General features: G+C 45.3%; 14 protein-coding genes. 9 read left to right on the plus strand and 5 right to left on the minus strand.

Annotation, left to right across the window (positions count from 1 at the left end; all coding sequences use genetic code 11):
• Nucleotides 1-148 precede the first annotated feature (148 nt).
• Complete coding sequence (tsf, locus tag C1G53_RS00610; protein ID WP_024397768.1) at nt 149-1189, plus strand: translation elongation factor Ts; 1041 nt, start codon at nt 149-151, stop codon at nt 1187-1189.
• A 651-nt stretch (nt 1190-1840) separates the two neighbouring features.
• Here the strand turns inward: tsf and C1G53_RS00620 are convergent.
• Nucleotides 1841-2542, minus strand: coding sequence for a GNAT family acetyltransferase (locus tag C1G53_RS00620; protein WP_105117283.1), 702 nt, complete (start codon nt 2540-2542; stop codon nt 1841-1843).
• Nucleotides 2542-2880, minus strand: a complete 339-nt coding sequence (locus C1G53_RS00625; RefSeq protein ID WP_105117284.1) for a thioredoxin domain-containing protein — start codon at nt 2878-2880, stop codon at nt 2542-2544. The genes C1G53_RS00620 and C1G53_RS00625 overlap by 1 nt, the downstream gene beginning before the upstream one ends.
• Nucleotides 2881-3157: 277 nt before the next feature.
• On the opposite strand from C1G53_RS00625, the gene C1G53_RS00630 reads away from it, so the two are divergent.
• The 6 genes from C1G53_RS00630 to C1G53_RS00655 all read left to right on the plus strand — a co-directional run bounded on the left by C1G53_RS00630 (nt 3158) and on the right by C1G53_RS00655 (nt 7737).
• A complete protein-coding gene (locus tag C1G53_RS00630) occupies nt 3158-3616 on the plus strand; it encodes a CtsR family transcriptional regulator (protein WP_105117285.1) in 459 nt (152 codons plus the stop codon).
• A gap of 4 nt (nt 3617-3620) precedes the next feature.
• Complete coding sequence (locus C1G53_RS00635) at nt 3621-6077, plus strand: ATP-dependent Clp protease ATP-binding subunit (RefSeq protein WP_105117286.1); 2457 nt, start codon at nt 3621-3623, stop codon at nt 6075-6077.
• 95 nt (nt 6078-6172) lie between these two features.
• On the plus strand, nt 6173-6664 hold the full coding sequence (locus C1G53_RS00640; protein ID WP_105117287.1) for an adenylyltransferase/cytidyltransferase family protein: 492 nt from the start codon (nt 6173-6175) through the stop codon (nt 6662-6664).
• A gap of 198 nt (nt 6665-6862) precedes the next feature.
• Nucleotides 6863-7246: a hypothetical protein gene (locus C1G53_RS00645; protein WP_105117288.1), complete on the plus strand. Its 384-nt coding sequence runs from the start codon at nt 6863-6865 to the stop codon at nt 7244-7246.
• A gap of 18 nt (nt 7247-7264) precedes the next feature.
• The gene (locus tag C1G53_RS00650; RefSeq protein ID WP_105108152.1) at nt 7265-7498 is read left to right on the plus strand and encodes a hypothetical protein; all 234 of its coding nucleotides are present in this window, start codon (nt 7265-7267) and stop codon (nt 7496-7498) included.
• Nucleotides 7495-7737 (plus strand): hypothetical protein, encoded by a 243-nt coding sequence (locus C1G53_RS00655; RefSeq protein WP_105108153.1) that lies wholly within the window; start codon nt 7495-7497, stop codon nt 7735-7737. Before C1G53_RS00650 ends, C1G53_RS00655 begins: the two co-directional genes overlap by 4 nt.
• Before the next feature lie 104 nt (nt 7738-7841).
• Here C1G53_RS00655 and dusB read toward each other — a convergent pair whose 3' ends face one another.
• The 3 genes from dusB to gshAB form a co-directional block, all read right to left on the minus strand.
• A complete protein-coding gene (dusB, locus tag C1G53_RS00660; RefSeq protein WP_105117289.1) occupies nt 7842-8846 on the minus strand; it encodes a tRNA dihydrouridine synthase DusB in 1005 nt (334 codons plus the stop codon).
• Nucleotides 8839-9705: an Hsp33 family molecular chaperone HslO gene (hslO, locus tag C1G53_RS00665; protein WP_105117290.1), complete on the minus strand. Its 867-nt coding sequence runs from the start codon at nt 9703-9705 to the stop codon at nt 8839-8841. Before hslO ends, dusB begins: the two co-directional genes overlap by 8 nt.
• 200 nt (nt 9706-9905) lie before the next feature.
• Nucleotides 9906-12137, minus strand: a complete 2232-nt coding sequence (gene gshAB, locus C1G53_RS00675; protein WP_105117291.1) for a bifunctional glutamate--cysteine ligase GshA/glutathione synthetase GshB — start codon at nt 12135-12137, stop codon at nt 9906-9908.
• A gap of 363 nt (nt 12138-12500) precedes the next feature.
• Here gshAB and C1G53_RS00680 point away from each other — a divergent pair, with 363 nt between their 5' ends.
• Together C1G53_RS00680 and yajC are read left to right on the plus strand one after the other, a co-directional pair.
• Nucleotides 12501-13793 carry an adenylosuccinate synthase gene (locus tag C1G53_RS00680; RefSeq protein ID WP_044680578.1) on the plus strand — a complete coding sequence of 431 codons (1293 nt, stop codon included), beginning with the start codon at nt 12501-12503 and terminating at the stop codon, nt 13791-13793.
• Between the two features lie 109 nt (nt 13794-13902).
• Nucleotides 13903-14223, plus strand: coding sequence for a preprotein translocase subunit YajC (gene yajC / locus C1G53_RS00685; RefSeq protein WP_105114347.1), 321 nt, complete (start codon nt 13903-13905; stop codon nt 14221-14223).
• The last annotated feature ends 91 nt before the right edge of the window (nt 14224-14314 follow it).

Genomic DNA, 14314 nt, shown 5'->3' on the forward strand with positions numbered 1-14314 from the left:
AGGACGTGAAAAAAAGCGTTAGATTTATCTAAATCCTAGCTTTTTAGTCCAAGTACAATTCAACATTGTTATTAAACAAAAAACAATCCTAGAGGGGCAGGGCTGAGCCCGCTCCTCTATTTTATAAATACAAACAAGGAGAATAGACATGGCAGAAATTACAGCAGCTCTCGTTAAAGAATTGCGTGAAAAATCAGGTGCTGGCGTTATGGACGCGAAAAAAGCATTGGTTGAAACTGAAGGTGATATCGAAAAAGCGATTGAATTGCTTCGCGAAAAAGGTATGGCTAAGGCAGCTAAGAAAGCTGACCGTGTAGCAGCTGAGGGTTTGACAGGTGTTTATGTTGACGGTAACGTAGCAGCAGTTGTTGAAGTTAACGCTGAAACAGACTTCGTTGCGAAAAACGCTCAATTCGTTGAATTGGTAAACACTACTGCTAAAGTAATTGCAGAAGGTAAACCAGCTGACAACGAAGCAGCTCTTAAATTGGCTATGCCTTCAGGTGAAACCCTTGAAGAAGCATACGTAAACGCAACTGCAACAATCGGTGAGAAAATCTCATTCCGTCGCTTTGCTTTGGTTGAAAAAACAGATGCTCAAGCATTTGGTGCTTACCAACACAACGGCGGCCGTATCGGTGTTATCTCAGTAATCGACGGTGGTGACGAAACTCTTGCTAAACAAATCTCAATGCACATCGCTGCGATGAAACCAACTGTTCTTTCTTACACTGAATTGGATGAGCAATTCGTTAAAGATGAGTTGGCACAAATCAACCACAAAATCGAACAAGACAACGAGAGCCGTGCAATGGTAGACAAACCAGCATTGCCACTCTTGCAATATGGTTCTAAAGCTCAATTGACTGACGAAGTGATTGCAGCAGCTGAAGAAGCAATCAAAGCTGAATTGGCAGCTGAAGGCAAACCAGAAAAAATCTGGGACAAAATCATCCCAGGTAAAATGGATCGCTTCATGCTTGATAACACTCAAGTTGACCAAGCTTACACACTTCTTGCACAAGTTTACATCATGGACGACAGCAAAACAGTTGAAGCTTACTTGAACTCAGTAAATGCTTCAGTTGTAGAATTTGCTCGTTTCGAAGTGGGTGAAGGTATCGAGAAAGCTTCAAACGACTTTGAAGCAGAAGTTGCAGCGACAATGGCAGCAGCTCTTGGTAAATAATTGGTAGTCTTCATTTTATCTTTTATTACTTCGACGTATGAGGAAACGCCGTTTCCATATTTCCAACTTCAAATACTCCACTGGAGTATTTGAACTCGCCTTGGGAGTGGGAAAGAACTTGACCAGTCTAAAAAGAGTTCGTCTTCCCACCCCCGCACAGTTGATTAGGTCAGATTTGGAGTGTAAAACACGAACAAATCTGCCAATCAACCACTGCGTTGAGATGTTGACACGAACTCTGAGAAGCGAGGCTGGACTTTCTGCCCTGCCTCCTACGGCTCGTTGCCTCGTACTAAAAGCAAACTGAAAAACTACTCGACAATTCAAGAACTTCCGAATGGGAGTTCTTTTCATATTGAGAGCTGTACTTCACGAATGTGACTTACTTTACAAGCTGTACGGCTCTTTCGAGGCGAACTTGGTTCGCACTATCTCCAGTCTTCAAAGGATTCCCAAACCTTTGAAGCGACTACTAAAAGCAAATTGAAAGCTTACTCGACAATTCAAGAACTTCCGACAGGGAGTTCTTTTTTGGTAAAATCGGTCTTAGGGCGGATGTCTGAACAGGTCGAGTGAGTTATACTATTATCAATCCTAAATATTTTTCATAATCTCCTTAAAAAGCACCGGCCATGTGGTCGGTGCTTTTTGTTAGATTTCTAAAATATAAGTATCCCAGCTAGGCTTGTTTGGTTGTCGGAATTGGTCAGCTAAATGCATGGCGATAGGATCGCAGTCATCAGCCTCAAAGCTAATTTGTTCATACTGTTCAAATAGTTGGCAAATAACTGTTTGGATGAAGGAACCAAAGCTTTGTTCATCTTTTCCGCATACGTAGGCAATTTCATTGTTTTCTACGAAGGCACAATTTTCTGAGTCTGTATAAACCAGATCAGGTAAGCCCTTTTCAAATTCTTCTTGACTGGCAGTCCAAGGATTGATGTCTTGGTGGACTGTTTGATAGTGGTCAAAAATTTGCTGACAGGCTATTTGATAAGGTGCGGTGCCTTTGCGGACTATGTTTAGGTTGGTAGTGCCTGTCTGACTGAGATAGTCTTGTTTGGTCACTTCAAATTCGTAACATTTTCGTTTGCAGACAAAGCCAGCTGCGGTAAGGAAATGGATTCTTTCCTGCTCTGCAGAGGAGAGCATAACCTGCAGAGGCTTACCTTCTAAGAAAGTCTGTAGGGACTGGAAGAGCTGCTTTGCTATGGTGCATTCGAAATCGGCCAAATCCAGTCGCAGATAGATATTGGTCTGGTGATAGGGATTTTGGTAGCTGTGAATTTTGCCGACTGGTCTTCCTTGATCAGAGATGTGGAAGGTGTTGGCTTGGTAGGAAATGTATAGCATTAGCCTTGAATAAAAGCTACAATCTCTTCTTCCGTCATGCTGGAATCGCAGCGGACTTGGACACCAGTAGATTTAGCGACCAAAAGACCAGGTACGGTAGGAACTTGGTAGTGGTCACGGAGGGCCTGGAGTTGAGGGCTGACTTGGCTGGAGTCGAGGAAGTGAACGGTCACTTGCTTGTCTTGGGCTACCTTGTGGAGTTTTGGTGCAAAGCGGTTGCAGTAAGGGCAGGTTGCTCTTCCGATGAAGAGGACAGCACCGTCTTTGGCAGTTAGAAGGCTCTGTGCCTGCTCCACAGTCACATTTGTAAAATCTTGAATGTAGTCTTGAAAGTTCATGGTGTAAGCTATAAAGGGCCTTAAGTGGGAACGGAAAAATAGGAAACAGAACGACGCAAGCGTCTTGTTCTCCTTTTTCTTTCTGGTCCAGTCCGTAGCCCGTATTCAGTTCAACTAAATACGGAAGCCCTAGTCCTTTCTCCTTTTTCTTTTATTATAGAAAATTTTGGAGCAGATTTCAAAATTCTGCTACGGTTGGGGCTAGGCTTTCGCTTTCAAATTTGTTGGATTTAAGGTATAATAATGGTCAAAGATAGTCAAAGAAAGAGGCGATACTATGGCGATGAAAAATACATCAGATTATATCGAAGAGCATATCAAAGCCATCTTGGACCAGGTCAATGTGGCAGAATTGCGCCGAAGCGAATTGGCCAGTCGGTTTGAAGTGGTTCCCAGCCAGATAAACTATGTCATCAAAACTCGTTTTACAGCCAGTCGTGGCTATATTGTGGAAAGCAAGCGTGGTGGTGGTGGTTACATCCGCATTGGTCGAATTACCTTTTCAGACAAGCATGAACTGGTCCATGATTTATTAAACAATATGGGCGAGCAACTGTCTGCTACGGTTTATGCAGATATTTTGCAGTTGCTGTTTGATGAGGACTTGATGACAGAAAGGGAGGGAAATCTCTTTTTGGCAACTGGTTCGGATGAGGTCTTGGGCAGGGATGCAGATAGTATTCGCGCTCGGATGATGCGTCAGGTTTTGCGGCGCTTAGATAGGAAAGAGGAATAAATTCATGAAGATTTCAACTGGTTTACAAAGGGTGTTTGAAGATGCCCAGTTGGTCGCCCAACGCTATGCCTGTGAGTATTTGGAAACCTGGAATATTCTCCTGGCCTTTGTCATCAATCACGATACGGTTGCAGGGGCCGTCTTGGCAGAATACCCTGCTTCTATTTCAGAGTATGAGCATGCGACCTTTGTCGTGACGGAGAAGGTCTATCGAGAAGACTTGGAGAGTTTTCGTATCTTGCCGTCTTCTAAACGTTTGGATGAAACAGCAAGCTTAGCTAAAAAGATTGCGGAAGTGGTCAAGGCCAAGGAGTTGGGAACAGAACACCTTTTCCTAGCCATGTTGCTGAACAGACGTTCGACTGCCAGTCTGATTTTGGACAAGGTCGGTTTTCATTTGGAAGATTCCGATGACAAGATTCGTTTTGTAGATTTGCGCAAGAGCTTAGAAAAACGTGCAGGATTTACCAAGGAAGATATGAAGGCTGTTCGTGGCTTGATGAAGAGCGGAAAAGCCAAGCCAGTCAATGCGGGACAGATGATGGGCATGCCTCCAGGTCCGCAAACAGGTGGATTGGAGGACTATACCCGTGATTTGACCGCTTTGGCCCGCGATGGCAAGATGGAGCCGGTCATTGGCCGTGATGTCGAGATTGAGCGGATGATTCAAATCCTTTCCCGCAAGACGAAAAACAACCCTGTCCTAGTCGGTGATGCGGGTGTCGGAAAAACGGCTCTTGCTTTGGGCTTGGCTCAACGTGTCGCTTCAGGTGATGTGCCTGTTAGCCTATCTAAGATGCGGGTTTTGGAACTTGACTTGATGAATGTGATTGCGGGCACTCGTTTCCGTGGTGACTTCGAAGAGCGGATGAACAATATCATCAATGACATCGAAGAAGATGGTCAGGTCATTCTCTTTATTGATGAACTGCATACCATTATGGGTTCAGGCTCTGGTATTGATTCGACCTTGGATGCGGCCAATATTCTCAAGCCGGCCCTGGCTCGTGGGACCCTTCGTACGGTTGGGGCGACCACTCAGGCGGAGTATCAGAAGCATATTGAAAAAGATGCGGCTCTGGTTCGTCGTTTTGCCAAGGTGATGATTGAGGAGCCGACTGTGGAAGATAGCATTGCCATTTTGTCTGGTCTAAAAGGGACTTTTGAGAAATACCATAGGGTCCGTATTGGAGATAGGGCTGTTGAAACTGCTGTAACCTACGCTAAGCGGTATTTGACCAGTAAAAACCTGCCAGATTCAGCAATCGACTTGCTAGATGAAGCCAGTGCAACCGTGCAAAATCGTGCCAAGGGACAGGGAGAATTAGCAGAAGCTGGTTTGACCAGTCTGGATAAGGCTTTGATGGCTGGTAAGTATAAGACAGTTAGTAAGCTACTGCGTCAAGCAAAAGAAGCAGCTAAATCCAGTCAAAACTATGACTTGGAAGTGACGGAAGAGGATGTATTAGAAACCCTCAGTCGTCTGTCTGGTATCCCTGTGACCAAGCTTAGCCAGTCAGATGCCAAGAAGTATTTGAATTTGGAAGCCGAATTACACCAGCGTGTCATTGGCCAGGAAGAAGCCATTTCTGCAGTCAGCAGAGCTATCCGTCGTAATCAGTCAGGCATTCGGACAGGTCGCAGACCGATTGGTTCATTCATGTTCTTGGGACCGACGGGTGTCGGTAAGACGGAGCTTGCCAAGGCCTTAGCAGAAGTGCTCTTTGATGATGAATCAGCCTTGATTCGCTTTGACATGTCTGAATACATGGAGAAATTCGCAGCCAGCCGTTTAAATGGTGCTCCTCCGGGCTATGTGGGCTATGAAGAAAGTGGCGAATTGACGGAGAAAGTCCGCAACAAACCTTATTCTGTTCTTCTCTTTGACGAGGTTGAAAAAGCCCATCCAGATATTTTCAATGTGCTCTTGCAGGTCTTGGATGATGGTGTCTTGACTGACAGTAAGGGACGCAAGGTGGATTTCTCCAATACCATCATTATCATGACCTCCAACCTTGGAGCGACAGCTCTTCGGGATGATAAGACAGTTGGCTTTGGGGCTCTTGATTTATCTAAGGACCACAAGGAAGTGGAGAAGCGCATTTTTGAGGAATTGAAAAAAGCCTACCGTCCTGAATTTATCAACCGTATTGACGAGAAAGTTGTCTTCCATAGCCTAACGGAGAGGCATATGCAGGATGTTGTCAAAGTCATGGTCAAACCATTGCTTGCGGTAACTGCTGAGAAAGACATTACTCTCAAACTTCAGCCGTCTGCCCTTAAGTTGTTGGCTAAACAAGGTTACGACCCAGAAATGGGGGCTCGCCCACTTCGTAGACTCTTGCAGACCAAGTTGGAAGATCCATTGGCAGAGATGTTGCTCCGTGGGGAGTTACCAACTGGTTCAACCTTGAAGATTGGGGTTAAGGGCGAAGAGCTCAAGTTTGATGTGGTCAAATAGGTGGAAAAATGCTCGAACTAAGACTGCTTTTAGCAGCAGATTGTGAGGAGTTTATCTGTCGCAATCATATAGTTTTCGGATGTGAAAGGTAAGGTATGAAACAAACCGTAGCAGTCGTTTTCGGAACCTTTGCTCCCATGCACAAGGGGCATTTGGATTTGATTGAACGAGCAAAGTTGGCTTGTGGTCAGGTTTGTGTGGTGGTTTCAGGATATGACAAGGATCGTGGGGATAGGATAGGTTTAGACCTGGCCAAACGTTTTCAATTTGCTCAGGAGCAGTTTAAGAAAGATGATTTGGTGAGAGTTTATGCGCTTGATGAAACCGACTTGCCAGCCTATCCAGATGGTTGGGACCTTTGGCTAGAACGTTTGCTCGGTTTGTTGGACTTGTCTGAAAATCAAGTGCCAGTCTTCTATGTATCCGAGGAAGAATACGCTCAGGAACTGCATAGGCGAGGTTATCAAGCCCATTATAGTCCTAGAAAATTTGGTATTTCAGCTACCCTCATTCGTGAACATCCTCAACAATATCAGGATTACATTGCCCCAGCCTTTCTTGCCTTTTTTGGAAAGGAAACCATGTAAAATTGTATAGAAAAAACGCATAAAATCAGGTCATAACCTTGGTTTTATGCGTTTTTTATTACTAATTTTTACGGAAATTCCATGTATTTTAACGAACGTTCGGGAATGTCTTGTATATATACAAGAAAATTCAAAAATTTTTGACTATTTTAATTTTATTTGTTACTATATACTCATCAAAAAAAGGAGGTGGTTCTTATGAAAAAGAATCTTTTGAAAAAAACTATCACTTGTTTTATTTGCTTGTTTACTGTATTGATTACAGTTATGTCATCAATGTCATCTGTTCAGGCTGCTAGTCGGATTGAAACACCTATCGAAACTAGGTCTATTCATGACTCAAACCTTGAAGGTGGTGGTAGATTATCTCATATAAATCTATCAGGATTTTCAAATAGATTTGGAACAGCAGCATCTGGTAGAGCTGGAACCTATTATGGTCCAAGGGGAACCTATCTCATTAGAGATTATGGAGTTAATTCTGGAGCAGGTGGACACGGCGGCAGCTATTGGAAGCTTTATAACAGAAGTGGTCAAAGAATAGGAACGTATAGTAGATATGGATACTATTTACGACCATAGTTCAATTAGGAGGATTTAATGAAATCATTTCAACTAAATCATTTTGAAATTAAGATTTCTGAAAAACTACACCCAGTTTATGATGGAAATGATGAGATATTAGTTATCTTTCCAGACCATACTGCAATCTGCTGTCAGGTAAAACTTTCTAAAGAGGGGAGACTTTTGGTAGATACATTTTGGGGTGTGGAGCATGAAATCTCAGGTAACTCGGTAACTATTTCTTCTATGGAAGAGGAGGGAGTTGAGTGAAACAGTATTCATTTAGACAGTATACTATCCATGTTCATCAAAATTTAAATGTGTTCATCGGAAATGATGAAACAGAACTGGTTCTCTATAGCAAAGAACCAGATTGTACACTTTTAGCCTTGCTAAGATGGTTACCAGATAAAAATTCTATTCGTATTATCAACCGTTGGAAATTAACCTACGAATACGACGATAAGAATAGTATCTACATTCATTACGACCCCGATTATCGTTACTAAACATGTAGTAGTCTATACGAAAAAACGCATAAAATCAGGTTATAACCTTGGTTTTATGCGTTTTTCTGTTTCATTGTTAGCGAGTTTTAACCTGCCAGTTTATCTTATTTAGCAATCCGTTCTTGATAGGCTTCTCTGGCTTGATCAAAGAGTTCTTGGACCTGCTCAATGGTTTCTGCCTTGGCAACGGCGCCACGGATCTTGGCAGCCCCTGCTGAACCACGGAGGTAGTGTGGGGCAAGACCACGGAATTCACGTACGGCAATGGATTCACCTTTGAGATTGGTCAATCGGGTCAGGTGGTCGAAGGCGACATTGAGTTTGTCGTCAAATGAGAGGTCGGGCAGGACTTCTCCTGTTTCAAGATAGTGGTTGATTTGGTTGAAGATGTATGGATTTCCCATAGCAGTCCGTCCGACCATGACGGCATCGGCTCCGACTTCCTCAATTCGATGGCGGGCATCTTGGACATTACGGATGTCGCCGTTTGCGATGAAAGGAATCTTGGTCAGGCTGCCAGCCACCTTGGTGAGGGTTTCCAGGTCAACGGTTCCTGTGTACATCTGCTCGCGGGTCCGTCCGTGCATGGCCAGGGCAGCCACACCAGCACTTTCAGCGGCCAGGGCATTTTCGACCGCCAGGTCGGTATTGTTCCAACCGGTCCGCATCTTAACGGTCAAGGGAATATCGAGGACCGAGGTCACTTCCTTGATGATGTGGTAAATCTTGTCTGGGTCCTTGAGCCACTTAGCACCAGCTTCGTTTTTAACGACCTTGTTGACAGGACAGCCCATGTTAATATCTACGATATTAGCCTTGGTGTTGGTCTGGATGAAGTCGGCAGCTCGTTTCAGTCCTTCGGCATCGCCACCGAAAAGTTGGATGGACATAGGGTATTCGTTGTCGTCAATATGGAGCATATGAAGGGTCTTCTCGTTGTTGTAGAGAAGGCCTTTTTCAGAAATCATTTCCATAACGACCAGGCCTGCGCCCATTTCTTTTGCAATGGTACGGAAGGCCGAGTTGGTCACGCCAGCCATTGGGGCCAGCACGCAGCGATTGGGGATTTCCACATCACCAATCATGAAAGGGGTATTGAGATTAGCCATTGATGAGTTCCTCCAAATCGTTTTCGTCAAAGTGGTAATGGGTCTGGCAGAATTGGCAGGTGATGTCCACGCCCTTGTCTTCTTCCTTCATCTCTTGTAGGTCCGTTTTTGGCAAGCTGGCTAGAGCATCGAGGAAGCGGTCTTTAGAGCAGTCGCAGACAAAACCGATTTCTTCTTCTGACAGGCGTTTGAAGTCGTCGTCGCCATAAATGGCGGATAGCAGAGCTTCTATGTGGTTTTCAGAAGCTAGCAGGCTTGAAATGGCAGGCATTTCTTGGATGCGTTTTTCGAAACGAGCAATTTCAGCCTCAGTCGCACCTGGCAGAACTTGTAACAAGAATCCGCCAGCTACCTTGACCTTGTCTTCCTCGTCCAGCAATACATTGAGCCCTACCGCAGACGGTGTCTGTTGGCTGTCTGTCAGGAAATAAGCAAAGTCTTCACCGATTTCACCAGAAATCAATGGCGTCATGGAATTGTAAGGGTGACCTGTTCCGTAGTCTGTGATGACTAGGAATTGCCCATTGCCTACAAGCGGTCCAACGATAACCTCGCCAGTCGCTGTCCGTTTGTAATCCAAGTCTGGATTTTGAATGTAGCCCTTGACCTGCCCTTTGGTATTGGCAACGGAGATGATAGCCCCAACAGCACCGCTGGCCAAGATTTTCAGGGTGATCTTGGTGTCGCCTTTTTCGTTGGCAGCCAAAATCTGATTGGAAATGAGTGTGCGACCCAAAGCCACGGTTGATGAAGCCATGGTGTCGTGTTTTTCTTGGGCAGTTTTTACGGTTTCTGTGCTATCTAGCACAAAGGCACGAAAATGCCCGCTCTTTGATAGTGTCTTAATAATTTTATCCATAAGGATTATTATAGCACAAGTGGGGAAAATGGGAGTGGGAAAGAACTCGACCAGTCTAAAAAGAGTTCGTATTCCCACCCCCGCACAGTTGATTAGGTCAGATTTGGAGTGTAAAACACGAACAAATCTGCCAATCAACCACTGCGCTGAGATGTTGACGCGAACTCTGAGAAGAGGTGCTGGGCTTTTTACTCAGCCTCTTAAAGTTCAGGAAACAACTTCCGCAATATCTTCGGCGTAATGCTCTGACCAGGTCCTGCGTAGGTATAGGTATGCAGGTACATGGCTGGGTTAAAGTTAAGTTCGATACAGGTGCAGTTGGGTTCTTCCTTGCTGGCTGGCTTGGTGCGGTCAGGAATAATCAAATCTACACCGCAGGCCCAAGCTCCCATAGCAGTGGCCATAGCGGCAGCCAGTTGCTTGTAGCTCTCGTCCATCTGATCGGTCATATCAATAGAATCGCCACCGGTGGAGATATTGGAATTGCCACGCAGAAAGGCTTGCACTCCCTCAGGCAAGACCGTATCAGGTGTGTAGTCCTGTTGCTCCAGCATGAGCAGTTCGATATCACCCAGATTGATGATTTCAAGCGGTGAGCGGTGATCGCGGCCCCGCAGGGGATCTTGGTTTTTTTGCTCCACTAATTCTCGGATGGTTGACTGTCCATCCCCTACGACATTGGCTGCGACGCGAAGCAGGACAGCCTCGCACTTGCCATCCAAGATAAAGAAACGGTACTCAGTTCCCGCTACGAACTCCTCCACCAGCACATGATTGTCTTCCGCAAAGGCGATATCCAGAGCTTTTTCATAGTCTGCTTGGCTGGCTGGCTCTTGGAAGATAGAGATGCCTAGGCCGAAGTTGGTGGACTTTGGTTTGACAACAATAGCAGAGCTGGCGACCTGTCCGTAATACCGCTGGGCATCTTCCTTGTTAGAAAATTCAGCTCCCGCAGGCACTGGAAAACCAGCCTGGTCCAAAATCTTCTTGGTCACGACCTTGTTGGCCATGGCCAGAGGGATGACGTAGTTGTCCTTGGAAGTCATGTTACCATTTTTGATGTACTCGACATGGTCACCATGCCAGAGCTTGAGAAACTGGTCTTCTTCATCCAAAATCTCGACATGCAAGCCCATTTGAATGGCGTCAAAGAGAATCATCTGGGTGGAGAGTTCCATGTTTTCATAGCCCTTGAGGGCGTAAGGGGCTGTCCAAGCATAGTCATGAAAGACTTGTCCCTGCTGCTGGCCAAATCGTTCCAAAGACCCGTCTTCAACCTGCTCTGCTATTTTTCCAGAAAGGGTCAAACGAGGGTCTTGAAGGGCTACCTCCACCTGAGCGATGAGCTGACTGTAATAATCATCTAGTCTGAAATGCTGAACGATAGCCTTCATGGCGGTCAGGATAGGGCTGGCGTCTGCCTCTGCTGGTAGGGGGGTGTGGGGATGACTGAGGGCGATGCGGTTGTTGAGGTCTGCTGCCTGAGTCAATTCCTTGTCAACCTGGTCCATGTCATCAAGCCAGAGAAGTGCCAAGGCAAAGAGGTGGGTGGTGTCAAGGGTTTCTTGGCTAATGGCCAGGGGTTCGAAGGGATTGAGGTCGAAGTTGCGGAACTCCAAGTAGGTAATGCCCTTGGTCAAAAAGTCCCGGCTGGTCTTGGCACCACGGAGGCGAACCGCAGAGTAAAATTCCTTTTCGGCAGACAGTTGACCGCTAGCAACCGCCTGCTCGATGTCGGTCACATATTGCTCCAAAGAAGAGAAGGAGATGTGGACATCAGGGGCGTTGACATAGCCATAGTTGGAATTGCGAATAGACCGCACGCAGCCAATTTCCTCTGTCAAAAATCCTTTTTCAGCCAGACTGCTAGCTCCGTAGAGGTAGGTCAAGAGCCAACGGTAGCGTAGGAAATTCTGAGCCAGCTTGAGATAGAGGGCGTTTTTGAAGGTGATGAGGTCGTCGTAATCGCTGGCTTCAAAGAGTTGCTGGGTCAGGTCCTTGCCAAGCTCGAAGTTGTAGTGGATGCCTGACATAGACTGGAGCAACTTACTATAGCGTTCCGCCAAACCAACACGGTACTGATACTCATAGTCACTTTCCAGTTGAGCAATTTGGATTTCTTCTTCTGAAATGACAGGTGGCATGGATAGGGGCCAGAGGTATTCCGTTTTTTCCATTGACCGCACCGCTACATCTGTGATGGCTCCGAGGAAACGGCGGGCTTCCTTGGTCGAATGAGCCACTGGTGTAATCAGTTCTAGTTGTGGCTCGCTGTAATCCGTCTGGATATAGGGGTGAAAACTGCGTGAGCCTAAGCTCTCAGGGTGTGGTGTCTGAGCCACGCGGTTGTCGCTATTTATTCGTAAGGATTCCCGTTCCAAACCAAAGGTGGCTTGGAGGATAGGGCTATTTGGGGATAATTTCTGTAACATATGCAATCCGTCCAATTTCTGATAGTGTCTTACACCAATTTTATCTAGTTTGTAAAACAAATACAAATTTCTGCTACGTTTTGAAAGAAAAAATGAAGTTGGTAAAAGGAAAGGATGAGGAGGCTTCGGAAATTCCTATCAAAAACAAATTTAAAAATGTTCAGAACAAACGTTTGTTCGTATTTTGAGATTGAAAACAATGCGACAGGGAATAACATCCGACATAAACGAAAATATTGGAAATTCTTGAAAAAATGTTCGTTTTTTGGTAGAATGGATTGTAAAACGAAACTTGCAGGTGAGATTCCTGCCAGAAGTAGAAGAAAGGCTGGACTGGTCAGCCAGTTCAGAGAAAGAGTGAATATGACATCAGTAGTTGTTGTAGGAACCCAATGGGGCGACGAAGGTAAGGGTAAAATTACAGACTTCTTGTCTGCTAATGCTGAAGTAATCGCGCGCTATCAAGGTGGAGATAATGCAGGACATACTATCGTTATCGACGGTACCAAGTATAAGTTGCACTTGATTCCGTCTGGAATTTTCTTCCCAGAAAAGATTTCGGTTATAGGAAATGGCGTAGTTGTCAATCCAAAATCTTTGGTGAAGGAAATCAACTACCTCCACGATTCAGGTGTGACGACAGATAATTTGCGGATTTCAGACCGCGCACACGTCATCTTGCCATACCACATCAAATTGGACCAGTTGCAAGAAGAGTCTAAAGGTGAGAACAAGATTGGTACAACCAACAAGGGTATCGGTCCTGCTTACATGGACAAGGCAGCTCGTGTCGGTATCCGTATTGCAGACCTCTTGGACAAGGAGATTTTTGCGGAGCGTTTGAGAACAAACTTGGCTGAGAAAAACCGTTTGTTTGAGAAAATGTATGAGTCAACTCCGATTGAATTTGACGAAATCTTTGAAGAATACTATGCTTACGGTCAAGAAATCAAGAAATATGTAACAGATACATCTGTTATCTTGAACGATGCTTTGGACCAAGGCAAACGTGTCTTGTTTGAAGGGGCGCAAGGGGTTATGTTGGATATTGACCAAGGGACCTATCCATTCGTTACTTCTTCAAACCCAGTTGCAGGTGGTGTGACTATCGGTAGCGGTGTCGGCCCAAGCAAGATTGATAAGGTTGTTGGTGTATGTAAGGCCTACACTAGCCGTGTTGGTGACGGGCCATTCCCAACTGAATTGCACGATGAAATCGGAGACCGTATCCGTGAGATTGGTAAGGAATACGGTACGACAACAGGTCGTCCACGCCGTGTCGGTTGGTTTGACTCTGTTGTCATGCGCCATAGCCGCCGTGTGTCAGGTATTACCAACTTGTCCCTCAACTCGATTGATGTCTTGTCAGGTCTTGACACCTTGAAAATCTGTGTGGCTTATGATTTGGATGGTGAGCGTATTGACCACTACCCAGCAAGCTTAGAACAACTCAAACGCTGCAAACCAATCTACGAAGAAATGCCAGGTTGGTCTGAAGACATCACAGGTGTACGTAGCTTGGATGAATTGCCAGAAGCGGCTCGCAACTATGTTCGTCGTATCAGCGAATTGGTCGGCGTGCGTATCTCAACCTTCTCGGTCGGCCCAGGTCGTGAACAGACTAACATCCTTGAGAGTGTGTGGAGTGCAAAATAAGATGGATAAAGGCTGAACGAGAGTTCGGTCTTTTTGCGCGACCGAATTTTGCTTTCTAGGCTGGAATTTGGTATAATGATGTTTATAAACTAAAAGAAGAGGTAAAAAAATGCCAGATTTACAAGGATTGTTATTTCCTGTTTTGATGCTTGCTATGATTGGTTTTATGTTCTATAGCCAGCGCAAACAACAAAAACAGCGCCAGGATGCACTTAGTCAGATTAAAAAAGGTGACGAGATTGTTACTATTGGTGGTCTGTTTGGTATTGTTGATGAAATCGATGAGAAGAAGGTTGTCTTGGACGTGGATGGGGTTTACCTGACCTTTGAACGTGGGGCTATTCGCAACCGTGTAGCCAGTGCTCCAGCAGCTTCAGCTATCGTGGAAGAAGCAAGTAAAGAAAAAACAGAAACAGCTATCGAAGAATAGATGACTGAAAGCCGAGGAAAGCCTCGGTTTTTTGCTTGACTGTGCTAGCTGATTTTTGCTTAACAGCCTATAAATATGGTATAATAGACTG

This window comes from Streptococcus suis (assembly GCF_002960445.1).
GTDB classification, from domain to species: domain Bacteria; phylum Bacillota; class Bacilli; order Lactobacillales; family Streptococcaceae; genus Streptococcus; species Streptococcus hyiners.

Excerpts from the sequence above, each read along its gene's own strand:
- tsf (WP_024397768.1), top strand. The coding sequence starts at position 149 with ATGGCAGAAATTACAGCAGCTCTCGTTAAAGAATTGCGTGAAAAATCA.
- C1G53_RS00620 (WP_105117283.1), bottom strand. The coding sequence starts at position 2,542 with ATGCTATACATTTCCTACCAAGCCAACACCTTCCACATCTCTGATCAA.
- C1G53_RS00625 (WP_105117284.1), bottom strand. The coding sequence starts at position 2,880 with ATGAACTTTCAAGACTACATTCAAGATTTTACAAATGTGACTGTGGAG.
- C1G53_RS00630 (WP_105117285.1), top strand. The coding sequence starts at position 3,158 with ATGGCGATGAAAAATACATCAGATTATATCGAAGAGCATATCAAAGCC.
- C1G53_RS00635 (WP_105117286.1), top strand. The coding sequence starts at position 3,621 with ATGAAGATTTCAACTGGTTTACAAAGGGTGTTTGAAGATGCCCAGTTG.
- C1G53_RS00640 (WP_105117287.1), top strand. The coding sequence starts at position 6,173 with ATGAAACAAACCGTAGCAGTCGTTTTCGGAACCTTTGCTCCCATGCAC.
- C1G53_RS00645 (WP_105117288.1), top strand. The coding sequence starts at position 6,863 with ATGAAAAAGAATCTTTTGAAAAAAACTATCACTTGTTTTATTTGCTTG.
- C1G53_RS00650 (WP_105108152.1), top strand. The coding sequence starts at position 7,265 with ATGAAATCATTTCAACTAAATCATTTTGAAATTAAGATTTCTGAAAAA.
- dusB (WP_105117289.1), bottom strand. The coding sequence starts at position 8,846 with ATGGCTAATCTCAATACCCCTTTCATGATTGGTGATGTGGAAATCCCC.
- hslO (WP_105117290.1), bottom strand. The coding sequence starts at position 9,705 with ATGGATAAAATTATTAAGACACTATCAAAGAGCGGGCATTTTCGTGCC.
- gshAB (WP_105117291.1), bottom strand. The coding sequence starts at position 12,137 with ATGTTACAGAAATTATCCCCAAATAGCCCTATCCTCCAAGCCACCTTT.
- C1G53_RS00680 (WP_044680578.1), top strand. The coding sequence starts at position 12,501 with ATGACATCAGTAGTTGTTGTAGGAACCCAATGGGGCGACGAAGGTAAG.
- yajC (WP_105114347.1), top strand. The coding sequence starts at position 13,903 with ATGCCAGATTTACAAGGATTGTTATTTCCTGTTTTGATGCTTGCTATG.